The 22,736-nt window shown below is 56.3% G+C and carries 26 protein-coding genes and 1 pseudogene; 22 read left to right on the top strand and 5 right to left on the bottom strand.

What is annotated here, in order from left to right; genetic code table 11:
- Positions 1–49 precede the first annotated feature (49 nt).
- Positions 50–3,151 carry a carboxypeptidase regulatory-like domain-containing protein gene (locus ACEW72_RS11085; protein ID WP_373476445.1) on the bottom strand — a complete coding sequence of 1,034 codons (3,102 nt, stop codon included), beginning with the start codon at positions 3,149–3,151 and terminating at the stop codon, positions 50–52.
- A 430-nt stretch (positions 3,152–3,581) separates the two neighbouring features.
- Between ACEW72_RS11085 and ACEW72_RS11080 the strand changes: the two genes are divergently transcribed.
- Positions 3,582–4,169 carry a peptidylprolyl isomerase gene (locus tag ACEW72_RS11080; RefSeq protein WP_373476474.1) on the top strand — a complete coding sequence of 196 codons (588 nt, stop codon included), beginning with the start codon at positions 3,582–3,584 and terminating at the stop codon, positions 4,167–4,169.
- A gap of 34 nt (positions 4,170–4,203) precedes the next feature.
- Positions 4,204–5,232 (top strand): tRNA preQ1(34) S-adenosylmethionine ribosyltransferase-isomerase QueA, encoded by a 1,029-nt coding sequence (gene queA / locus ACEW72_RS11075; protein WP_373476444.1) that lies wholly within the window; start codon positions 4,204–4,206, stop codon positions 5,230–5,232.
- On the opposite strand, the gene ACEW72_RS11070 is transcribed toward queA, so the two are convergent.
- Entirely contained in the window at positions 5,202–5,849 is a 648-nt protein-coding gene (locus tag ACEW72_RS11070; protein ID WP_373476443.1) for an NAD(P)H-dependent oxidoreductase, read from the bottom strand. The genes queA and ACEW72_RS11070 overlap by 31 nt on opposite strands.
- A gap of 2 nt (positions 5,850–5,851) precedes the next feature.
- Complete coding sequence (pyk, locus tag ACEW72_RS11065) at positions 5,852–7,303, bottom strand: pyruvate kinase (protein ID WP_373476442.1); 1,452 nt, start codon at positions 7,301–7,303, stop codon at positions 5,852–5,854.
- A gap of 96 nt (positions 7,304–7,399) precedes the next feature.
- Between pyk and ACEW72_RS11060 the strand changes: the two genes are divergently transcribed.
- From ACEW72_RS11060 to ACEW72_RS10975, 18 genes and pseudogenes are all read left to right on the top strand, one after another.
- On the top strand, positions 7,400–7,693 hold the full coding sequence (locus tag ACEW72_RS11060; RefSeq protein WP_373476441.1) for a DUF1244 domain-containing protein: 294 nt from the start codon (positions 7,400–7,402) through the stop codon (positions 7,691–7,693).
- Positions 7,694–7,749: 56 nt separating this feature from the next.
- Positions 7,750–7,992 (top strand): DUF2312 domain-containing protein, encoded by a 243-nt coding sequence (locus ACEW72_RS11055; RefSeq protein WP_373476440.1) that lies wholly within the window; start codon positions 7,750–7,752, stop codon positions 7,990–7,992.
- A gap of 27 nt (positions 7,993–8,019) precedes the next feature.
- Positions 8,020–8,340, top strand: coding sequence for a heavy metal-binding domain-containing protein (locus ACEW72_RS11050; protein ID WP_373476439.1), 321 nt, complete (start codon positions 8,020–8,022; stop codon positions 8,338–8,340).
- Between the two features lie 77 nt (positions 8,341–8,417).
- Complete coding sequence (locus ACEW72_RS11045; RefSeq protein ID WP_373476438.1) at positions 8,418–9,161, top strand: YebC/PmpR family DNA-binding transcriptional regulator; 744 nt, start codon at positions 8,418–8,420, stop codon at positions 9,159–9,161.
- Positions 9,158–9,628 carry a crossover junction endodeoxyribonuclease RuvC gene (ruvC, locus tag ACEW72_RS11040; protein ID WP_373476437.1) on the top strand — a complete coding sequence of 157 codons (471 nt, stop codon included), beginning with the start codon at positions 9,158–9,160 and terminating at the stop codon, positions 9,626–9,628. Before ACEW72_RS11045 ends, ruvC begins: the two co-directional genes overlap by 4 nt.
- 71 nt (positions 9,629–9,699) lie before the next feature.
- Positions 9,700–10,308, top strand: a complete 609-nt coding sequence (ruvA, locus tag ACEW72_RS11035) for a Holliday junction branch migration protein RuvA (protein WP_373476436.1) — start codon at positions 9,700–9,702, stop codon at positions 10,306–10,308.
- Positions 10,305–11,330 (top strand): Holliday junction branch migration DNA helicase RuvB, encoded by a 1,026-nt coding sequence (gene ruvB, locus ACEW72_RS11030; protein WP_373476435.1) that lies wholly within the window; start codon positions 10,305–10,307, stop codon positions 11,328–11,330. Before ruvA ends, ruvB begins: the two co-directional genes overlap by 4 nt.
- 91 nt (positions 11,331–11,421) lie before the next feature.
- Positions 11,422–11,874, top strand: coding sequence for a YbgC/FadM family acyl-CoA thioesterase (locus ACEW72_RS11025; RefSeq protein ID WP_373476434.1), 453 nt, complete (start codon positions 11,422–11,424; stop codon positions 11,872–11,874).
- An 8-nt stretch (positions 11,875–11,882) separates the two neighbouring features.
- A complete protein-coding gene (gene tolQ / locus ACEW72_RS11020; RefSeq protein WP_373476433.1) occupies positions 11,883–12,575 on the top strand; it encodes a protein TolQ in 693 nt (230 codons plus the stop codon).
- Positions 12,576–12,578: 3 nt separating this feature from the next.
- Complete coding sequence (gene tolR, locus ACEW72_RS11015; RefSeq protein WP_373476432.1) at positions 12,579–13,034, top strand: protein TolR; 456 nt, start codon at positions 12,579–12,581, stop codon at positions 13,032–13,034.
- Positions 13,035–13,045: 11 nt separating this feature from the next.
- Entirely contained in the window at positions 13,046–13,870 is an 825-nt protein-coding gene (locus ACEW72_RS11010; protein ID WP_373476431.1) for a hypothetical protein, read from the top strand.
- A gap of 12 nt (positions 13,871–13,882) precedes the next feature.
- On the top strand, positions 13,883–15,229 hold the full coding sequence (gene tolB / locus ACEW72_RS11005) for a Tol-Pal system beta propeller repeat protein TolB (RefSeq protein ID WP_373476430.1): 1,347 nt from the start codon (positions 13,883–13,885) through the stop codon (positions 15,227–15,229).
- A gap of 51 nt (positions 15,230–15,280) precedes the next feature.
- Positions 15,281–15,811, top strand: coding sequence for a peptidoglycan-associated lipoprotein Pal (gene pal, locus ACEW72_RS11000; RefSeq protein WP_373476429.1), 531 nt, complete (start codon positions 15,281–15,283; stop codon positions 15,809–15,811).
- Positions 15,812–15,890: 79 nt separating this feature from the next.
- Positions 15,891–17,012 (top strand): annotated as a pseudogene (locus tag ACEW72_RS10995) (YjgN family protein).
- Positions 17,013–17,015: 3 nt separating this feature from the next.
- On the top strand, positions 17,016–18,104 hold the full coding sequence (locus ACEW72_RS10990; protein WP_373476428.1) for a M48 family metallopeptidase: 1,089 nt from the start codon (positions 17,016–17,018) through the stop codon (positions 18,102–18,104).
- Positions 18,101–18,397, top strand: a complete 297-nt coding sequence (locus ACEW72_RS10985) for a DUF6356 family protein (protein ID WP_373476427.1) — start codon at positions 18,101–18,103, stop codon at positions 18,395–18,397. The genes ACEW72_RS10990 and ACEW72_RS10985 overlap by 4 nt, the downstream gene beginning before the upstream one ends.
- Positions 18,398–18,423: 26 nt before the next feature.
- Positions 18,424–19,134: an alpha/beta hydrolase gene (locus ACEW72_RS10980; RefSeq protein WP_373476426.1), complete on the top strand. Its 711-nt coding sequence runs from the start codon at positions 18,424–18,426 to the stop codon at positions 19,132–19,134.
- Positions 19,135–19,170: 36 nt separating this feature from the next.
- Positions 19,171–19,953: a hypothetical protein gene (locus ACEW72_RS10975; protein ID WP_373476425.1), complete on the top strand. Its 783-nt coding sequence runs from the start codon at positions 19,171–19,173 to the stop codon at positions 19,951–19,953.
- Here the strand turns inward: ACEW72_RS10975 and ACEW72_RS10970 are convergent.
- Complete coding sequence (locus ACEW72_RS10970) at positions 19,941–20,573, bottom strand: SIMPL domain-containing protein (RefSeq protein WP_373476473.1); 633 nt, start codon at positions 20,571–20,573, stop codon at positions 19,941–19,943. The genes ACEW72_RS10975 and ACEW72_RS10970 overlap by 13 nt on opposite strands.
- A gap of 274 nt (positions 20,574–20,847) precedes the next feature.
- Here ACEW72_RS10970 and ACEW72_RS10965 point away from each other — a divergent pair, with 274 nt between their 5' ends.
- Positions 20,848–21,288, top strand: a complete 441-nt coding sequence (locus ACEW72_RS10965) for a VOC family protein (protein ID WP_373476424.1) — start codon at positions 20,848–20,850, stop codon at positions 21,286–21,288.
- A complete protein-coding gene (gene gloB / locus ACEW72_RS10960; protein ID WP_373476423.1) occupies positions 21,288–22,013 on the top strand; it encodes a hydroxyacylglutathione hydrolase in 726 nt (241 codons plus the stop codon). Before ACEW72_RS10965 ends, gloB begins: the two co-directional genes overlap by 1 nt.
- A 35-nt stretch (positions 22,014–22,048) precedes the next feature.
- Here the strand turns inward: gloB and ACEW72_RS10955 are convergent.
- Positions 22,049–22,736: OB-fold nucleic acid binding domain-containing protein (locus ACEW72_RS10955; RefSeq protein WP_373476422.1), on the bottom strand; the 688-nt coding region annotated here is incomplete at its 5' end.

Below are 22,736 nucleotides of genomic sequence, written 5' to 3'. Positions count from 1 at the left end.
GGGGCCGTTTCCGGCCCCTTTTCTTAACTCGTACTTCTAGAATAATCGCTTAGAAGCGCAATCCCAGTTGCAGACGGATCGAACGGGGTCCCTGATAACGGCTAACTTCGCCGTAGGTATTGCGGGGACGGCCGTTGTTCAAAGTACCACGCTCTTCAAAGTCGAGCTCTGCTTTTTCGTTGAAAACGTTGAACACATCAAAGCGAATGTCACCTTGGAACGCCTCTGTTGGCAATTTGAATACCAGGCTGAGGTTGGTTTGTGTCTGCCAATCGCTTTCAAATACGCTACCGCGTGGCGTCAATGTAGCAACAGGGCTGTTGACGTTTACAGGAACGCGCTCGTCAGTGATGACATCGCCATTGGCATCTACGTTACAATAGAAGCCAGCCGCGCCATAAAATTGACCGAACGGGTCAATCGATGCGGGGATACGGCCGATACAACCGAATTTGCGTGGCGAAGTGACGCTGAGGTTGGCACCAAATGTCAACCAGTCGAACACCTGATAGCTGCCGAACAGTTTGAAGTTATGACGACGATGGTTTGGCGACAGGCCAAGCGTACCGTCGGTCAAACCGGGCTGATCGAAGTCGGTTGTCAGGCCAGCGTCGGTCTGACCATTGTCAGACTTAACCGAACCTTCGTAGTTACCGAACAGTTTCGACCAGGTGTAAGAACCTGAAAGGCTCCACTTGCCGTCAAATGCACGATCCACTTTCAAGGTTACCGCGTCATAATTGCGCTTCGCCGATGGCAAGGCAAGGTCTTCAGCACTGAAATCAACCGTGCGAAGCGTGGTTTCGCCGTTGATTGGATCCGACAAAGTGACAGTTGCGCCCTGACCTGGGTTCAACAGCACATATTGATGGAAACCGGACCAGATGCTGCTGCATCCAGCGATGCCTTCTGCCGCACAATACGCATTGATCGCCGCATCGATTGCCGCATCTTCCAGAGCCGCATTCAAACGTGTGCGGGTGTAATAGATGCCTGCGCTCCAGCCACCGCCAAATTTGCGTTCTGCACCGATGATATATTCATCGACCGATTGCGACTTCAGCGACTTGGAAACGGTCGATTCTGTTGGTGTTGGAACACCGTCAGAGTTGATCGTGCAGTTGTTGCCACCGCCGGTTGGGCATGCAGTCGCACTGGGTACGGTGTTGATAGGCGCACCGATAATCGGCGTGCCATCAGGGTTGATACCGGTCAAGACGTTGAAACGTGTGAAATCGAGCTCGGCACCCGCCAGACGAATGTTCGTGTTGGCAGCAACAGGCAGATAGTAACGGCCGAAGGAGCCATAAAGCTTCGTCGACGAATCGTTGAATACGTCAAACGAGAAGCCCAGACGCGGCGCCCAGTTGTCACCAGACTTGTAGTATACGTCGCCAGCAACATTGCTGTTCTGGAACCGGTCATTACGTACGCCGAGGTTCAGAACCAGACGATCTGCGAACAGGCTCCAGCTATCCTGGATGTAATAAGCTTCGTTCTTCGATTCAAAAACACCACCGTTGATGAAAACGCGGCCGGTGACATAATCAACATTGGGAGCGGTAACGCTGGCATCGCCGGCGGGGCCCGAGTTGAAATATGTGAAGTTTGCACCACCGGTACGGGTGTTAACCGTATTGGTTGTCAGATCTTCACGGTCATAGCCGAACTTGACGTGGTGCGAACCGAACAGGTCGAAACGCAGATCAACGTCAGCGCGGTAAAATTCACGCGTGTCGTTGCTGAGCGAAATGCTGGCAACCGAGTTTGCGAGAGTTTGACCGGTACGTGAATCGAACACGTTCGGCAGGGCGTCATTCGACGAACCCGTTGTGTCACGATACTTGTTCTTACCGTAAGCCGCCGAAATCGTCAGCCAGTCAGTGAACTGACCAGTGTACCGTCCGACATAGTTTTCACCGCCGAAGCCGGTAACCGACTGGCCTGAGCCTGCCTTGGCGCCCGGGGTAAGAGTGGTGACGGTATCGTTAAATGCGACATAGCCGAAGCTGTCGGTAACGGTACGACCAGTCGTGTTGAAATAAGTTGCTTCCAAACGATGTCCATCCAAAGGAATGGCATCGACCTTGACGGCATAAAACGGGCTGCTTGTACGGTTTTTGTCAAACCGTGAGCCAATCTGATTTAACACATCGGTTGTACCAACGCGCGAAAGGCTGGTGATCGTGTCCGTCGAAGTTACGTTACGTACTTCGTACAAGCCATATATAAAGAGGCGATCCTTGATGATCGGGCCTGATGCATAGAAGGTCGAGTTGATACGGTGTGCGGATTCGCGGCTGTTTTCGCTGAAAACCGTGTCATTGGCGTTTGCACGCAACCAATCCGGTTCGTAGTTTACAACAACGCCGGCGTGCAGATCGTTAGAACCCGACTTGGTCACCGCGTTGATGATACCACCGGTAGCGCGACCGAATTCTGCAGAATAGCCGCCGTTTTTAACTTCGACAGTCTGGTAGAATTCGAAAGGAATAACCACCGCACCCAAACCTTCACGGAATTCGGTGATGTTCAGACCGTTTACATAATAAGCGTTTTCAGCAACCGATGCACCGGCAATATTTGGCAAGCTACCAAATGCCGAGTCACCCTGTGTTGTGCCAGGTGCGAGCAGAACCACCGAAGTGATGTCGCGAGCGACTGGAACGCGGGTTGCAAGTTCACCGATTTCGATAACCGAACCCGTTGTGTTGCGTTCAAAGTCAACGATACGCAAACGACCGGCGGTCACAACGATTTCGCCGCTGCCACCTTGTGGAGCGAGCGAGAACTGGTTGGCTGCACTGTCGGTACCCAATGTCACTGCATCGTCGGTAAATGTTTCATAACCGTCGGCGCTGATCGTGAAGGTGTAGCTGCCGGTTGGCAATTGCGGAATGCGATACGACCCGTTTGAGTCGACCGTTACGGTGCGCTCAAAGCCCTGACCGTTTGACTTGATGGTCACTGTCGCACCCGAAATGGCAGAGCCATCGGTGCTGATGATGCGACCAGAAGCGGTTACGTTTGTATAATCCTGCGCCATTACAGGAGCGGTTGTGATCGCGCTGATAGCAACGCCTGCGCCCATGATTGTCAACGCTTGCAGCGCTGCTGCACATCTGAAATTGCTAATATGTGATTTTTTCACAGTCATAAGCCCCTATCGATAAGAACCGGCTCTTCAAACATTGAAGGCCCACCATTTAAGTCCTGTCGGGGAAGCTTAACGCTATAAATAAATACATGTCGCGAACGACATGCATTTATATCAAGAATGAAGGCTCCCCAGCCAGATAGTCACATTGGTGGAACAAAATTACAAAGCGCGCAAAGGAAATTAGGTTTGGCAGGCCAGAATCTTATCAGCTGTCGCATTTTTGCAACAGCTTGCCTGCATCGATAAAATTTTACAGTCGCGGATCGTCCGCCCTCCGGCCAATTTGCCAATTTCATTCATGACAGCGACAGCGGCATTCGTTAATAGCGTGGCAACCTTGTTGTGGAGATACTTCGTCCCGATGTCTTTTTGTCACCCGTTCGCCCGCGTTTTTTTCGCCGTTTTTCTGGCGCTTACCCTGATGCAACCTGCCAATTCACAGGCGCAAAATGCACCGGCGGCGCCTTCTGCTACCACGCCCGCAACTGGGAAAGCCGAGGCACCGTTGCCCGAAAACATCCTGCACCTCGACCTGTCGACAGGTGGCCGCGTCACGATACAGCTCTATCCTTATGTTGCTCCTTTGCACGTCGAGCGCATCCGGACACTCGCACGTCAGGGTTTTTATAACGGAGTCGTCTTCCACCGCGTGATTGACGGATTCATGGCCCAGACCGGTGATCCGACCGGCACCGGACAAAGCGGATCGGAACTGCCCGACCTGAAGGCGGAATTTAACAAGATACCGCATTTGCGCGGCACCGTGTCCATGGCGCGAACCAATGATCCAGACACCGCCAACAGCCAGTTTTTCATTTGCTTTCAACCGCGTTTCAGCCTTGATAACAAATACACCGTTTTCGGCAGGGTCATATCAGGCATGCAATATGTCGATGCCATCGAACGCGGCGAACCGCCTGCAAACCCGAGCAAGGTTGTGCAGGCTTCGATTGGGGCTGATAATGTAACGCCGCCGCTTTTCGCTGCTTCGCAGATCATGACTGATTGACCTGATTTTCGCGGGTTCGAAGGGCGGTCGGAAAATGCGGGTAGACCTGTTCGACTTTCATCTGCCTTCCGAACGCATTGCTTTGCGGCCCGTAACACCGCGTGATTCGGCGCGTATGCTGGGCGTTTTCGGTAGTGGCGATTTGTCCGACCGTCATGTTCGTGACTTGCCGCAGATGTTGCGTCGGGGCGATTGCCTGATTTTCAATGACACCCGTGTGATCCCTGCCCAATTGGAAGGGATTCGCGGCGCGGCAAAAATCGGCGCGACATTGCACAAGCGTATCGACCTTCGCCGTTGGCAGGCATTTATCCGGAACGCCAAGCGCCTTCGGGTGGGGGAGAGTGTCGATTTCGGCTCAGGCGTGATCGCGGTTGCCGAAGAGCGTCACGATGATGGCAGTTTCACGCTTTATTTTGAAGGTAATGATCCGGTCGAAGTGTTGCTACAGCGCGCAGGAACGATGCCTTTGCCACCCTATATCGCAGGCAAGCGCCCCACAGACGAACGGGACGCGCAGGATTATCAGACCATGTTCGCCGAAAAGGATGGCGCAGTTGCAGCGCCGACGGCTTCTCTACACTTCACGCCTGAATTGATGACAGCGGTTGCCGCGGCCGGCATTGAAACCACAACGCTAACGTTACACGTAGGTGCCGGAACTTTTTTGCCCGTCAAAGCCGACGACACCACCGACCATAAAATGCATTATGAATGGGGTGAAATACCCTTAGAAACGGCGCGCAAGCTGAATGAGGTGCGCAAAAATGGCGGGCGTCTTATAGCGGTGGGAACAACGTCGCTCAGGCTTGTCGAAAGCGCAGCAGATGACGACGGAACCATCCGCGCATTCTCGGGCGACACTGATATCTTCTTAACGCCCGGCTACCGATTCAAAGCCATCCAAGGCCTGATGACCAATTTCCACCTGCCCAGGTCAACCCTGTTCATGCTGGTTAGTGCGCTGATGGGGCGCGAAACGATGCAGGCCGCTTATGCCCATGCCATCGCAAGCGAATATCGCTTTTATTCTTACGGTGATTCCAGCCTGTTACTTCCGTAAGCCAGAAACGCCTCAAGACTGCTCTTTTTATCGCCTTGAGCCGCTGGAACCGAGCCGGCAAGTCTGGCAACGCGTTTCAGCCATTTAGGCATATGCGTAGCCGCCTTCCCTTTACGTACGGGTGCAAAAATCTCGAACCGGGCTGGCTTGAAGCCACAAAAGTCAAATATCTGTCCACGCCAACGATGCGCGATTGCGTTGTGATAAACAAAGCGCAGGATAAGCGACGGCGTATCCATCGTGACCAATGCATCGGCTGATCGACCTCCAAGCAGGCGGTCCCACAACTGTCCTGTTTCCCGGTATCTGAATGCAAAATGCGGAACGAGAATACGGTCTAAAAAGCCTTTGACTAATGCGGGCTCCGCACCCCACCACATTGGAAAGGCAAACACGATATGATCGCAGGCATCAATTAAACGAGCCGCTTCGATCAGGTCAGGTTCCCACTCCTGTCGAACGGCATAGCCTTTCTTGAGAATGGGATCGAACGCGATATCGCGAATCGCGAGGCGATCTATTTTCGCATGGGATGGGCATTGACCAGCGTAGTGATCGAGCAGGTGGGCCGATAATCTGTTTTCATCCGGGTGGCCATCGATCAGCAATATCCGCATATTCAATGCCCTTTAAGTTCGTCACCTGTTAGCCTTACAATATGCAACACATTGGTCGACCCCGGTGTTCCAAATGGAACACCGGCCATGATGATGATCCGCGCGCCTGCGGTGCCCAAATGATGACGAAGCGCCATCCGGCGGCCTTTCGCGACCATTTCTTCAAAGCTGCCGATGTCCTTGGTCCGCACACTGTGTGCGCCCCAAAGTAGACCGAGCCGCCGCGCAGTTGCGATGTGCGAAGTCAGCACCAATACGGGCACCATCGGGCGTTCGCGGGCGATGCGGCGCGCGGTCGAACCCGAGGAGGTAAAACAGATGATCGCGCTGGTATCAATGGTCTGCACGATCTGCGCCGCTGATGCCGCGAGCGCGTCGGCGGTTGTTGCATCCGCGCTGATTTTCGTAAATTGCACACGGGCGTGGTAATCGGGGTCGCCTTCGACCTGCATTGCGATCCGGTCCATGATCGATACCGCCTCGATAGGCCATGCCCCTGCGGCGGTTTCGGCGGACAGCATGATGGCATCGGCACCGTCATAAATCGCCGTGGCCACGTCCGACACTTCGGCCCGGGTGGGCGAAGGTGAAGTTATCATGGATTCCAGCATTTGTGTGGCGACGACCACAGGCTTGCCCATCCGCCGGGCAGTGCTGACAATCCGCTTCTGCAGTGACGGCACCTGCTCGGGTGGCAGTTCTACGCCTAGATCACCGCGCGCCACCATCACCGCATCGGCCAGTTCCAATATTTCTTCCAGCCGCCCGATAGCCGCAGGCTTTTCAATCTTCGCGAGCAAAGCCGCCTTGCCGCCGATCAGCTTTTTACCCTCGGCCACATCTTCCGGACGCTGCACAAAGGACATGGCAATCCAGTCGACATGTTGCGACACGGCAAACGCCAGATCAGACCTGTCCTTTTCAGTCAACGCAGCGACAGGCACGACAACATCGGGAACATTCAAACCCTTACGGTCGGACAGCATGCCGCCCACTTCGACCTGCGTTTCGATCCGCTGCGGGCTGACGTTCAACACACGCAGCACCATCTTGCCATCGTCCAGCAACAGCCGCGTCTGGGGTTCAAGCGCGGCAAAGATTTCGGGGTGGGGTAGATAGACGCGGCTGGCGTCGCCGGGCTTTTTATCGGCATCCAATATGAACTTTGCGCCCGTTTTCAATTCAACCTTGCCATCGGCAAATTTGTCGATGCGTAGTTTAGGTCCCTGTAAATCGACCAATATTGTGGTCGGGCGGCCATATTTCTTTTCCAGCCCGCGGATATGTTCAACAAGCTTTGCTTTATCGGCCTGTTCGCCGTGGCTCATATTGATGCGGAAGGCATCGGCGCCCGCCAGAAACAGCTGTTCGATCATCTCGGGCGTATCACTGGCCGGGCCAAGCGTGGCGAGAATACGCACTTTGCGGGCGCGTGGTTTCGAATATTGTGTCAAGCATCCGCTCCGTTTGCTGGAAATCGTTTCGTCAGCGGCTATAGCACAAGGGAATCAAGGCGGAAGGCCTTCAAATCACAAGAATAGGTATTCACGATGAAAGAACTGACCGACCACGCCGCCGCAGCCGCATTCCGCCGTCTGGTGGCGCATCTGCAGCACAGGCACGACGCAGAAAATATCGACCTGATGGGTCTCGCTGGTTTCTGCCGCAACTGCCTTGCCGACTGGGTGATGGAGGCCGATGGCAGCCTGACCAAGGACGAAGCGCGCGAGCTCATTCATGGGATGCCTGCGACCGAGTGGAAAGCAAAATATCAGGGCGAAGCAACACCCGAACAGTTGCAACGCATGAAGGAAAGCGTGGCGAAAAATGCAGAGCCGCTTTAAGGCGCTCTCATCTTGATTCGGGGCATACGCCCCACCCAACACAACAGGAGAATATCATGGCAGAAGGCAATGTCGCCGCCGATCAATTGCGTCTTTTTATCGAACGCATCGAGCGTCTGGAAGAAGAGAAAAAAGGCATCGCCGACGACATCCGTGACGTCTACAGCGAAGCAAAGAGCCAGGGTTATGACGCAAAAATCATGCGCCAGATCGTTCGGTTACGCAAAATGAGCAATGATGACCGGGCGGAAATGGAAGCCGTTTTGGACACTTACAAATCAGCGCTGGGTCTGGCATAATTTAGACTGTTCGAGAGGAGAACTGTTATGCTGATGACCACCACTTCCACTATCGAAGGCCAGCCAGTGCGCGAGTATCTTGGCGTCGTTACCGGCGAAGTCATTGTCGGTGCCAATATCTTCAAGGATCTGTTCGCAGGTATTCGCGACATCGTTGGCGGTCGTTCGGGCGCTTATGAAAACTCCCTCCGCGATGCCCGCCAGACCGCACTTGCCGAACTGGCCGACGAAGCCCGCAATCTGGGCGCGGACGGCGTGATCGGTATCGATCTTGATTATGAGGTACTCGGCAAGGAAGGTTCGATGCTGATGGTTACTGCAAGCGGCACGGCGGTGAAGCTGGGTTGAGTGCCACGCTTGCCCTTGCCCCCGCCTCTGTTGTAAGGGCGCGCCTTCACTTCACTTTAGCTTCAAAGAAAAGAGCCATGGCAGGCCATAGTAAATTCAAAAATATCCAGCATCGCAAAGGCGCGCAGGATAAGAAACGTTCGGCACAATTTTCCAAATTGAGCCGCGAAATCACTGTCGCTGCGAAAATGGGCATGCCCGATCCAGACATGAACCCGCGTCTGCGGCTGGCGGTTAACGCGGCCAAAGCCCAGTCGATGCCGAAGGATAATATCCAGCGGGCCATCGACAAGGCATCAATTGGCGATGCAGAGAATTACGAAGAAATGCGTTATGAGGGCTACGGCCCCGGCGGCGTCGCTGTCATTGTTGAGGCGCTGACCGACAACCGCAACCGCACGGCAACCAATGTCCGTACCGCATTTGCCAAAAACGGTGGCAATCTTGGGGCATCTGGCGCGGTGAGCCACGGCTTCGACCGGATGGGACTTATCACTTATCCCGCAAGTGTCGGTGGTGCCGATGCGGTATTTGAAGCCGCGCTGGAAGCCGGTGCCGAAGACGTGGAATCCGGTGAAGACGAACACAGCATCTGGACCGCAATGGACAGCTTGCACGAAGTTGCCAAAGTGTTGGAATCGACGTTGGGTGCGGCGGAAAGTGCGAGCCTTGCTTGGAAACCACAGTTGCTCGTTGAAGTCGACGAAGCCAACGCCGCAACATTGCTCAAGATGATCGACGCGCTTGAGGAAGATGACGACGTCCAGACGGTGTGGGGCAATTATGATATGTCCGACGAGGTCATGGCGAAACTGGGATGATCATCCTCGGACTTGACCCCGGCTTGGGCACGACCGGCTGGGGAGTCATCCGCAAGGAAGGCAACCGCCTTTCACATATCGACAATGGTGAGATTGCAACCGATGCCAAATTGCCGCTGGCCAACCGCCTGCTCTTGCTCGATGCAAAGCTGAACGCCGTGATCGACAGCTTCCGCCCCGATGCGGTTGCAGTCGAAGAAGTGTTCGTAAACAAGAACCCGCAAACAACGTTGAAGCTGGGTCAGGCGCGTGGGGTTGTCCTGCTAGGAGCCGCAAAGGCGCGGGTTGTCGTCACCGAATATGCCGCGCGGCTGGTGAAGAAATCGGTCGTCGGCACGGGCAAGGCCGAGAAGGACCAGATCCAGGCGATGCTGCGGATCTTGTTGCCCGGCCTCAAACTGGCCGGACCAGACGCGGCAGATGCGCTCGCTGTGGCGATTACCCACGCGCATCATATGCGGGGTTAGTTCGCCTCTTGTTCTCTTTTTCTTGCCCTTGAGTCTACGCCGCGCTAACCGTCACTCATGAAGGGGCGGACATGATCGCAAAGTTGTACGGACGCATTGACGAGACCGGCGTCGACCATCTGGTGATCGACGTGAACGGCGTCGGATATCTCGTGCAGGCAAGTGCACGGACATTGGCGGCGCTGGGCAAGACCGATGATTTCGCAACCGTGTTCACCGAAATGCAGGTCAGCGAAAATGATATGCGCCTGATCGGCTTTGCCACCAAAGAGGAACGCGACTGGTTCCGCCTTTTGACGGGTGTGCAAGGTGTAGGCGGCAAGGTGGGCCTTGCCATATTATCCGCGATCGAACCGGCAGATTTGGCGCTCGCCATTGGCAGCGGGGACGCAGCCATGGTCGCGCGCGCAAACGGCGTCGGGCCGAAACTTGCCAGCAGGATCGTCAACGAACTGAAGGACAAGGTCGGCGCCTTGGCTGGAATTGGCGGCGGCGCGAAATTGGCGGCGGCGGCCGTTGTCAACGGCAGTCATGCCAGCGATGCGATGTCGGCGCTGGCTAATCTGGGCTTCAAACCCGGCGAGGCGGGAGCCGCCGTTTCGCAAGCGGTTGAAGAGCTGGGCGCTGATGCGAGTTTGGATGCGCTGGTTCGCCTTGCATTGAAGAAGGCGACGCGATGATCCCAGACGACCGCCTCACCACTCCCGACAAACGTCCCGAGGATGTCGACGCCGCGCTGCGCCCAAAAACGCTGGCAGAGTTTATCGGGCAGGCAGCGGCGCGCGATAATCTGCGCGTGTTTATCGAGGCCGCCAAGGGGCGCGGACAGCCGCTTGACCATGTGCTGTTTTTCGGACCGCCGGGTTTGGGCAAGACCACGCTGGCGCAGATTGTCGCCAAGGAAATGGGCGTCGGTTTCCGCGCCACATCCGGCCCCGTCATTGCAAAATCGGGCGACCTTGCCGCGCTCCTCACCAATCTTGAGGACGGCGACGTCTTGTTCATCGACGAAATTCACCGGCTCAGCCCGGTGGTCGAAGAGATTCTCTACCCGGCGATGGAGGACCGTGCGCTCGATATCATGATCGGCGAAGGGCCGTCGGCGCGTTCGGTACGCATCGATTTGCCAGCCTTCACCCTTGTCGGCGCGACTACAAGGCAGGGACTTCTCACCACGCCGCTCCGGGACCGTTTCGGCATCCCCGTGCGGTTGAATTTCTATACCCATGCCGAACTGGAACTGGTCGTCACGCGCGCGGCGCGTTTGCTGGATCTGGGCATTGCCCCCGATGGCGCAAACGAAATCGCGAAACGCGCACGAGGTACTCCGCGTATCGCCGGTCGCCTGCTGCGCCGGGTTCGTGATTTTGCCAACGTCGCAGGCGAGCCTGTCGTCACCGCCAAGATTGCCGATAGCGCGCTTAACCGGCTTGAGGTAGACGCACTCGGCCTCGACGCAATGGACAGGCGTTATCTTCACATGATCGCCGATATTTATCGCGGCGGGCCGGTGGGGGTCGAGGCGCTGGCCGCTGGTCTGTCCGAACCACGTGATACAATCGAAGATGTGGTGGAACCCTATCTGTTGCAACTCGGCCTCATCGCCCGCACGGCCCGGGGCCGCGCGCTCAACGCGCCAGGGTGGAAGCATCTGGGCCTTAACCCGCCGGCGGGATCTCAAGATGGGTTGTTTGATAAATAGCGGGCAAACCGACTCTTTCGGGCGACCAGTTGAGCCCAAACGCCCCAAACCCCCTTCCGGTTGACGAATCCATGCGGTAAGCCGTTACTCAATGTCCCCGCACCAACCCTATCACGGCCAATTTGACGGCACGCGGCATTATTTCGCGGTTCGTGTCTATTTCGAGGACACCGATTTTTCGGGCGTGGTCTATCACGCACGTTATCTTCATTTTATGGAGCGCGCGCGGTCTGATATGCTGGCCTGCGTCGGCATTGACCAACGGCGCGTGCATGAAGACGGCGCGGGGGCTTACGCCGTCACCGAAATGCAAATCAAATACCGCCGTCCGGCACATTTCGATGACGCGCTTGTTGTCGTCAGCACGGTCGAGGCGGTTCGTGCCGCCAGTTGCGATATTCATCAAACAGTCATGCGTGTCAGTGAAGTGTTGGTGACAGCCACCGTGACGGCTGCGTTCGTATCCCCCGACGGCAAGCCGCGCCGCCAACCCGCTTATTGGGTGGCTGCGTTCCAGCCGATTTTAAACCGCACAACTGAATAAGGAATCCCATGAATCTGGTTTTGGCAGCGCAAGCGGTGAATTTCTCCCCGATTACATTATTCATGGACGCCGACTGGGTAGTCAAAGCGGTGATTATCGGTCTGGCGCTTGCCAGCATCTGGGCGTGGACCATCATCATCAGCTTCACCCTGAAAATGGCGCGGATCAACAACCAGACAGAAAAGTTCGAACGCGATTTTGGCGCGAACGCCGATATTGACGGGTTTTACAGCGGCCATGGCAAAAGCGAATTGCCCATGGCGCGGGTGTTTGCCGCCGGTGTGGCGGAGTGGCGGCGTTCGACCAATGGCCGCACTATTGATCGGGCCGGAACCCGCGAACGGCTGGCAACTGCGATGGATGCCACAATCGCTGCGGAAACTGACAGACTGGCCAACCGCTTGAATTTTCTGGCAACCACCGGATCGGTCGCGCCTTTTGTCGGCCTGTTCGGCACGGTCTGGGGCATTATGCGGAGTTTCTCCGCCATTGCCGCTGAGCAGAATAGCTCGCTGGCCGTCGTCGCGCCCGGCATTGCAGAGGCGTTGTTTGCCACCGCCATCGGCCTGTTTGCGGCAATACCCGCGGTGATCGCCTATAACCGTTTTTCCCACAGGCTGAACCAATATGAGGCGCGTCTGGGTCGTTTTGCCGACGGATTTCACGGCACGTTGAGCCGCGAATTGGAGCGGGAGGGCTAAATCATGGCGATGAACTTGTCATCGGGCGGCGGTCGCAAACGGGGTCGGGGTGGACGGCGCGCACCCATGGCGGAGATCAACGTCACGCCGCTGGTGGACGTCATGCTGGTGCTGCTCATCATCTTCATGGTCACAGCCCCCTTGCTGGTTACAGGGGTTCCCGTCGAACTTCCGGAAAGCAGGGCCAACGCGCTGGATCAAAAGGACGAACCCATTGAAATCGCCATCGACAAGGATGGCGCGACCTTCATTGACGGAACCGAAGTCGGTCCGGCGGACCTTGCGCCACGGCTTGCAGAAATCGCCGCAGCACAAGATGCCGAAAATCCTCGCCAGATCATGCTGCGCGGCGACACGACGATCAGTTACGGCCAAATGATGCGGGTGATGGGCGAATTGAACCGTGCAGGTTTGAATAGTGTCAGTCTGGTCACCACAGGTTCATCTGGCGGAAATTAGGCAGTAGCGTGATGGACCGGGCGGAGAAACTGGGATTGGGCGCTGCGGTTGGTGGCCATGTCGTGCTGCTGGGCGCGATGGCGCTTGGGCTGATGATGTCCACCGAGCCTATCACCAAGCCTGAATCGATTTCGGTTTCGCTGGTCGGTGAGATTTCCGATGTGTCGAGCGCACCCGATGCCATACAGGAAGAATCTGCACCTCCAGCGCAGGGCGAAACCGAACCTGCAGAGCCACCGCCAAGCCCAACGATGCAGATCGAAAGGCCGGTTGAAAAGCCGCAGGCCAATTCTGTGGCAAAACCATTGGCGCGCGACACGCCGCCGCCTGCAAAGACCGCGGCCAAAAAAGTGGCTGTCAAACAGCCGCCTGCCAAAAGCAACACCGCTCCGGCCAAAAGCGGAAAAGGCACGACACCTGTGAAGCCTGGCGGGTTTAGCAAAAGTTTCGAAGAAAGCATGAACGCCATTGGCAAGGCCCCGGGTGCGGGCAAAGCGGTTGGAACACCGGCTGCGAAAAGCGCTGCGGAGGTTCGCCGGTCAGTTACAGCCAGCCTAGGTTCGCAAATAATGCGCTATGTACGATCTTGCTCACCAAATGGGCTGGATGTCGATAAAATCGCCACTACGGTAACATTAAGTCTTAACAGTGATGGTTCACTCATTTCATTGAGTGGAATTTCCCAGCGTGGTGTTAATGAAAATAATCGGCCTCAAGCAAAACCAACTGAACTTTGTGTAGTCAGTGCGATCAAGCAAGCGTCACCTTTTAAAGGTCTGGATCCAGAGTATCATGACACTTGGAAATCGCATAAAATGACGTTTCAGCCGAACTAGTGAGAGAATAACATGTATCACCGCATTATATATTTTGTAGCCCTGCTTGCTATGACTTCTATCACTTTCAATTCGGCCTTTGCTCAAGTGGTTGAAGAAGAAGTAGACGAAGTTGTCAGATATGACGTTGCCAAAACCCGCTCCATCGCCGTCCCTGCCCTCGTTGCGCCTGCGCCTGCCGACACCCCTGCAGGAAACAGTACCGCGCTGGGTCGCCAGATTGCCGAAGTGATTTCATCGGATTTGCGCGCATCGGGTGTTTTTGAAACGCAAGGGCCCAATGGCGTACGCGCGATTACCCTACCCGAAGTCACCGCACCGCAATTTGACTATTGGAAAGCGCGTCCCGTCGAACAGTTGGTGCAAGGCTTTGTCCGCGTTGGCGGCGACGGCAATCTGACCGTCGGTTGTTACCTCTATGACGTCGGCTTTGGCAATGAAACAACGCGGCTCGGCTTTAATGTGCCGCCGCGTGAATGGCGCCGCGCCGCGCATAAATGTGCCGACGCCATCTATGCGAAACTGACCGGCGAGCTGCCCTTTTTTGACAGCCGCATCGCTTATATTGCCGAAACCGGCCCCAAGGGTAAGCGGGTCAAGCGCCTTGCCATCATGGATTCAGACGGGGCTAACCACCGCTTCATCACCAACGGGCAATCGACTGCGCTTACTCCGCGTTTCTCGCCCAATTACAAGTCGATCCTCTATCTGTCCTATGTCGACGGCAATCCGCGCATCTATGTCTATGATATCGACGCCGGACGGCAGCGGTTGATCACCCAGTCACGCAACCCGACCTTTGCACCACGCTGGTCACCCGACGGGCAGACGATCCTCTATTCAATGGCGGTTTCGGGCAACACCGACATTTACAAGATCCCAGCCTCGGGCAATGGCACACCAGTGAAACTGACCAGTTCGCCCAGCATCGACGTGGGCGGCAGCTTTTCCCCAGACGGCCGCCAGATTGTCTTTGAAAGCGACCGTTCGGGCAGCCAGCAAATCTATGTCATGAATGCCGATGGCTCAAACCAACGCCGGATCAGCTTCGGTCAAGGGCGCTATGCGACACCCGAGTGGAGCCCGCGCGCGGACCTGATTGCCTATACACGGATCGCGGGCGATTTCCGCGTCGGTACGATGCGGCCCGACGGTTCCGGCGAACGGCTGTTGACCGACAGTTGGCAGGACGAGGCCCCCACCTGGGCACCCAATGGCCGCGTCATCCAGTTCTTCCGTACTGCGAAAGCGAGTGGTAAAACAAGCATATGGCAGGTAGACTTGACCGGATCGAATGAACGCAAGCTACCCACGCCGGTGGACGGTTCCGACCCGGCATGGGGGCCGGTATTGCCGTAACAATATGTCGAATTCTAAATCAAGCGGGGCTGGAAAAGAAGGAGAAAGCCGATGAAAAGCAACAGTATCAAGGGTTTGGCATTTTTGCTGGCATCCGCATCAATGGTCGCAGGTTGCGGCAAAAAAGATGTCGAGGTGTTACCGCCTGTCGCGGAAAATACCAATTATGGCCAACCACCCGCCGAGACGAGCCCGGTTACCAACACCATTCAGCCAGGAAGCCAGGAAGATTTCTTGCAAACGGTAGGTCAGTTTGGCGACCGTATCCTGTTTGATACCGACCGCTTCAATGTCGACACCGACGATCAGGGTACTTTACAAGTTCAGGCACAATGGCTTGCCCGCTATCCTAATACGAGGATTACCGTTGAAGGCCATGCCGACGAGCGCGGCACCCGCGATTATAACCTTGCGCTGGGAGAACGGCGCGCCAACTCGGCAAAAAATTATCTGATTTCGGTGGGCGTCGACGCCAGCCGGATCCAGACCGTAAGCTATGGCAAGGAACGTCCGCAGGCGCTGGGTTCAGATGAGCAAAGCTGGGCGCAGAACCGCCGTGCGGTTACCGTGACCGTCCAATAAGTGCCGATGCGACGCGCTTTTATCGAAGCGCGTCGCCCTTTGACATCGCCGTTCTTGACAAATCCAAGCCCTTCCGCGCATGTTTTGCAAGTTATACAGGGGCATTGAAATCATGAGCGAAGACCTGACACAGCGCCATAGCGCGTTCCGTTTTCACGGAAGCTGGCAGGAATTTGCCAAAATCGCCTTTCCCAATCTGTTGCTGACGATTGTGACGCTGGGCATTTACCGTTTCTGGGCGACCACGCGGGAACGGGAATATCTTTGGGCGCAAACCGATTTCATAGATGAACGGCTGGAATGGACCGGCAAAGGGATGGAGCTGTTTATCGGCTTCATCATGGTCTTCTTGCTGCTCGGACTGCCAATCATTGTCATGCAGCTTGTCTCCCAGGGCCTCATTTTCCAGGGTCAGACGGTCATTGCCGGCGTGGTTACCATCGCGATGTTTGTGATGCTGTTTTACCTTAGCGGTGTCGCCTATTTCCGCGCCCTTCGCTACCGGCTTAGCCGCACCTATTGGCGGGGTATTCGCGGGGGCAGTAACGATCCCGGCTTTGGCTACGGAATTTCCTATATGTGGAAAAACTTTATCGGCGTGCTGCCGATTTTCCTGCTCGTGCCCTGGTCGATGATCTCGCTGTAGAACGAACGCTGGAACGCGATGAGCTTCGGTCCCCACCGCTTTGAAGCCAATGCGGACTGGAAACCGCTGATGAAGCGGTATCTGCTTTTCTATCTGGTGCCCTTTCTGTTGTTCGTCGGTGCCATTATTTTGGGAATAGTCGCCGCAACATCCGGAGAGCAGCTTGGGCCATTGGGTGGCGCCGGCATGGCCATTGGTGGCATATTGGTTGTGGTTGCCATCTTAAGCCTTTATATCATCCTGCCGCTGGCTGCCCTTGCCTATTACAGCAAATATTTCCGGATCGCCGTCGGCGGCCTGCGCCTGCATAATCTGGAATTCGATTTTCGCGCACGGGCGCCGGACTGGATCCTCTTTTTTCTGGCGAATATGGCAATTGTCATCTGCACGCTCGGGATTGGCTATATCTTCATGCCCTACCGCAACTGGAAATTCTTTATCGATCACATGGAAGCTTACGGCGAAATCAACATTGACGAATTGACCCAGTCCAAGACCATAGTGTCGAAGCATGGCGAAGGTTTACTCGACGCCTTTGACGTCGGTGCGATCTGACACATGGATAATTTTTTCGACGTTTGGCATTATGACGGGCGGAGCGCAGTTCGCCGTAAGGTTGAAATCCAGACCATTGGACGCCAGTTCTTTCTTGTCGAAAATGAACGTCGGCACGGACCGTTTTCTTTTTCCGACGTGGAATATGTTACGCGTAAAGAGAATGTCGACGTTTATGGTTTGGCAGATATAGATGGCTGGCGCCTTATGCTCTCCGGGCCTGTTCCCAACGAGCTGTCGGAACTCCTTCCAGCGCCGCGTAAATATGGCGGGTGGGTTGACCGGCTGGGTCTTGGTAAGGCGACCATAGCGTTCACCCTTGCAAGCGCCGCCGCGGTTGCCGTCGTTCTGCTTAGCCCGCAATGGCTTGCCCCCTTAATTCCATCCAGCGTCGACAAAAGACTCGGCGACGCGCTGGTGGGTGATTTTGGCGGGCGCTTCTGCAGCACGCCTGCCGGAGACGCGGCTTTGCAAAAGCTGGTACGCTCCATCGACCCCAATCCGCAGGACCTGCAAGTCGAAGTAGCCAAGATCGACATGATCAACGCGATCGCGTTACCCGGGGGCAAGGTGATTTTGTTTGACGGTCTGGTGAAACAGGCCCGGTCGCCGGACGAAGTGGCCGGTGTCCTCGCCCACGAAATTGGCCATGTTCGCGAAAAACATGTGATGCAGGCGCTCTTGCGCCAGATGGGCCTTGCAGTAGTTCTGGGCGGTGTGGACGGAAACAGTGGCGCTCTGGTCAACAATATGCTGGCCATGAGCTATAGCCGCGAATCCGAAGCCGAAGCCGATACCCATTCGATGAAAGTGCTCAGCGCCGCCGATATCTCGCCCGTAGGCACCGCGTCGTTCTTCGACCGGCTGTCCGAATTGGACGGCAGTGCCCGCAGTGGCGAGGAAGGCCAAGGGATCGCAGGGTATATGTCGAGCCATCCGCTCTCACGCGAGCGCAAGAAGGCCTTTGAAAAGAGCATCATAAAGGGCAAGAATTACAAGCCTTCGCTGACCGCCGCGGAATGGACCGAACTAAAGACCATGTGTACACAAGACCGCAAAGCGAAGTCAGGCTTCGGCTTTGATTTTGAATGATGCTGCGCTATTGCGCGCAAAAGGAGATTTTCCCGACCATGTTTCGCCGCCTGTTCATCGATCACCCCAAAAGCGTTGACGAAAATTATGTGGAGCATTTCGGCGTCGCCGGCCGCTTCGGTTTGACAATGATATGGGGTGGCATGAAGGCACTGGTTCATGCGGTCATTCCGGGCCTGTGCATCACATCGGGCAGCGACACCGTCAAGCGGCTCAACACAATCATGGTCGAACAACGCCGTGCCAAAGGGCAGGACGTCGCCCAGACTTTGACGGTTGACTGGGTAATTTAACCCTGATCGAACGCCCCGTCCAATTCTTGAGCCGTCCAGACGGCACACGTCTTGCCTATCGCTATCTGCGCGGCGAAGGCCCGACGCTCCTGTTTTTGCCGGGCTATATGTCCGATATGCAAGGCGGAAAGGCGCAGGCACTTGCCCTATGGGCCGACCGCAATAATCGCGCCATGTTGCGCCTCGATTATTCAGGCTGCGGCGAAAGCGGGGGTAGTTTTGACCAAGGCTCGCTCGACCTATGGCGCGACGATGTGCTAACCGTTATCGCCGAGATTGACTGCGCCCCACTCATTATCATCGGGTCTTCCATGGGTGGGTGGCTGATGTTGTTGGTCGCAAAGGCACTGGGTGACTGCGTTAAGGCTCTGGTTGGCATTGCGGCGGCGCCTGACTTTACCGATTGGGATTTTGATGCCGAGGATAGGTCCATCCTGCAGGCCGAGGGCAGGATCGAACGGCAAAGCGATTATGGCTATGAACCGATGGTGGTGACGCGCCGCTTTTGGCAATCGGGGCAGGACAATCTGCAATTGACCGGCGAAATTGCCATTGAATGTCCGGTGCGGCTGATCCACGGGCAACAAGACCCCGACGTCCCTTGGGATATTTCGTTAAAACTCGCTGCGCACCTTCGTTCAGCCGACGTGCAGACGATATTGATAAAGGATGGCGACCACCGGCTTTCGCGCGATCAAGACATTGCATTGTTGATCGATGTGGTGGCAAAACTCTGACGCGGACGACTGCCGCGACAGCATCTTGGATATCTTATGCTTCTGCTCTCTCTTTTTCTTCTCCAAACGACTAGCCCTGCTTTGTCGCAGCCGTTACTGACACTGGATGAGGTACAGTTTAACGAGTGCCTTAAACTGGCCCAGATAGATCCACCTTCTGCGGTTACCCAAGCAAGTGAATGGGCAATAAAAGGAGGAGGCCATCTTGCAAAGGCCTGTCATGGATTTGCGTTGGCGGCCGATTTCAAATTCGACCTGGCGACCCCCATTCTTGCCGAAGCGGCCAAAGGTGCAGAAGTCAAATTCGACAGCCGTGCCAGCCGTTTTTGGGCGCAGGCCGGAAATGCAGCCATAGCGGCGGGACAAATGGATATCGCTCTGGAGGCCTTGGATAAGTCGTTGGTTGGCGCATTATTGGACAATGCCGAGCGTGCCGAAAGCGAAATTGACCGCGCTCGCGTGCTGGTTGCATTGAACCGGAATAACGAAGCGGAGGCAGCGCTTTCCACGGCACGGGGTCTATCGCCCGAAAATGCCGTTGCCTGGTTGCTTTCCGCTACACTTGCGCGGCGGGTTAACAAATTATCCGATGCGCTTGCCTATATCCAGACGTCCGCCGCGCTTGCTCCTCGTGACCCCGCTGTTGCTTTGGAAGCGGGCAATATCGCTATTGCCGCAGGGGATGAAAGCACCGCTCGCAAACAATGGGGGCAAGTCATCGCGATCGCGCCAAACAGTCGGCAGGCCACGAGCGCAACTACACAATTGGCAGCGTTGGCAACCAAACCAACGCCGCCTGAAGAAGATCAGTCGAGATAATATTCCACAGTGGTGACGACCCGTACCTTTTTATAAGGTGAATCCGAAACACCCCAACCACCCGCGCTGTCGCCGTCACGTGCAGTGACCTCAAAGTAGCCTTGGGTTGCCGATTTGATACTGCCGACACCTGTCCCGCTGTCTTTGGCGAATTGTTCAGCAGATTTGCGCGCGTCCTTTGTGGCTTGCGCGATCATCTCGGGCTTGATGGTGTTCAGCTTTGTGAAGGTGTAGGACATACCCGACCCCTCCTCCAACTCGACCCCGCTTTTGACAAGATCGAACTGCCGCTTCACCGCGGCTTCGGCTCTTTTGATATCAGTCGTTCGCAACGACAGGCGTTGTTTGACAGTGTAGGTCGGAATGCCATTTTCATTGTATTGCGACACGTTTGCACCGGTCGGTTGCAGCGCATCGGCATCAAAACCAAGCCCGTTGAAAAAGCTACGGATTGCCTTTGTATCGCTGTCGACTTTTGCCTGCGCCGATTGCAAGTCGCCCGCCTTGGCCGAATAGGCTATGGTCCATGTTGCAAGGTCGGCGGTCACATCACGTTCCGCCAGCCCGCGCACGGTCACTGCGCGGTCGGACTGTTTCATCCGCACCAGCCCGTCGCCCATCAAATAGCCGCCCGCCACAAGACCCGTCGCCAAAAGCGCCGTTCCCGCGAGCCATGCCTTGCCCTGATTGGCGGTCAGCTTACCCAGCCAGCTTGCTTCTTGTATTTCACCCACATCATCACCCATGACCTGATCCTTGAAAATTCCGCCCCCGCAGCCCTTTGCGCCCCTTGCGCCGGATGCTGTCAAGGTCCATCTGTTGCGTCGACCTATTGCGCGGTCTGGTACAGTACTGGCGATGAACCGTGTGTTAATAGAGATGAATGGAGTTATCATGGCGACGAAATATCTGCACAGCATGATCCGGGTGACAGACCCCGACGCCACGGTGAAGTTTTTCAACCTTATCGGGCTTGAAGAAGTGCGGCGTTTCGACAGCGAGGCTGGCCGCTTCACCCTCATCTTTCTCGCCGCGCCGGGACAGACAAGGCTTGCCGAGGTGGAATTGACCTACAACTGGCATCCTGCCGATGGCAGCGCAGCCGAAGATTATGGCAGCGGCCGGAATTTCGGCCATCTGGCCTATCGCGTCGATGACATTTATGCGACCTGCCAGCGGCTGCTGGACGCAGGCGTCACCATCAACCGTCCGCCACGCGATGGCCATATGGCCTTTGTCCGCACACCGGATGGCATCTCGATAGAACTGCTGCAGGAAGGTCATCTGGAGCCTGCCGAACCTTGGGCAAGCATGCCCAATGTCGGGGCTTGGTAATGGCTCTGGAGATTATCCGCATTCCGGTGTTGTCGGACAATTATGTCTGGCTGGTGCACGAGCCGGTGAGCGGCGAGACTATGGTTGTCGACCCGGCCGTCGCGGCCCCGGTTCTGGAAAAGGCGCAAGAGCGCGGCTGGAAGATTTCGCAGATCTGGAACACCCACTGGCATCCCGACCACACCGGCGGCAACGCCGAGATAAAGCAGGCCACTGGCTGCACGATCACGGGACCCGCTGCCGAAGCGGCCCGTATTCCCACATTGGATGTGCACGTGAAGGGCGGCGATATGGTGCGACTTGGCGATGTGGCAGCGATTGTCCTCGACGTCCCGGCGCATACGGCGGGCCATATCGCCTTTCACTTTGCCGAAGATAAGGCCGCTTTTGTCGGCGACACCCTGTTTGCGATGGGCTGCGGGCGGCTGTTCGAAGGCACGGCGGAACAGATGTTCGCCAATATGCGCGCCCTTGAAGCACTGGGCGACGACACCGCAATTTATTGCGCCCATGAATATACGTTGAGCAACGGTCGTTTCGCCCTCAATGTGGAGCCGGACAATAAGGCTTTGGTGCAGCGTATGGCAGAGGTCGTCGCCTTGCGCGATCAGGGGAAGCCGACCGTGCCGACCACCATTGCGCTCGAAAAGGCGACCAACCCCTTCATGCGTGCCGTATCCGTTGCCGAGCTCGCCGCACGGCGGGCTGCGAAGGATGCTGCATAAGTTTACTAAGCGCCACGCTTGGCTACGCCACTGCCCTAATGAAAATCTCGCGATTTCGGCAGGATGCGGACATCCCGCGGGTGGCCGTGACGGGGCGCGACAGGACGGGCAAATTCGTCTGATCGGCTGAGCGGAACATTGGGATCATGGTCTTCGGAAAGACGATCAAACTCATGCGTCCTGTCCGTAATCGTCGTCGCCATCAGGTGCACGACGCCCTCCTTACTGCGTTGCACTTCCCCTTCTATCACCATCAGGCGCGCGCCCATGACCGCCCGTCTCTGACGTTCGAACAGGCGCGCCCATAAAAGGGCGTTGATGACGCCCGTCTCATCCTCGATGGTGATGAAAATGGCATTGCCCTTCCCCGGCCGCTGCCGCGTCAGCACTACTCCGGCGGTCTTCACGCGCGCGCCGTGCCGTGCTGTGTCGGTTTGGGCACAGCTCAATATGCCCTCGCGCGCGAAAAGGGACCGCAGGAACTCCATTGGATGTCCTTTGAGCGACAGCCGCGTCATCTGGTAATCCGCGGCCACATGCTCGCACATCGGCATCGCAGGCAGACGGGCGTCCATCTCTTCGGCCAGTTCACGCGCATCCGCTGCGGCAAAAAGGGGAAGCTGGTCCGACGGGGTCCGCCGCGCCTCCCACCCGGCGGCGCGCCGGTCGAGCCCCAAGGACCGCAGCGCATCGGCATCGGCCAAAAGATGCAGGCCGCGCGAC

Origin of the sequence: Sphingorhabdus sp. (assembly GCF_041737645.1) — a bacterium.
In the GTDB taxonomy this organism is placed as follows: domain Bacteria; phylum Pseudomonadota; class Alphaproteobacteria; order Sphingomonadales; family Sphingomonadaceae; genus Sphingorhabdus_B.
The sequence above is the reverse complement of the archived record's forward strand: the minus strand, read 5'-3'. Positions and strand labels throughout refer to the sequence as shown.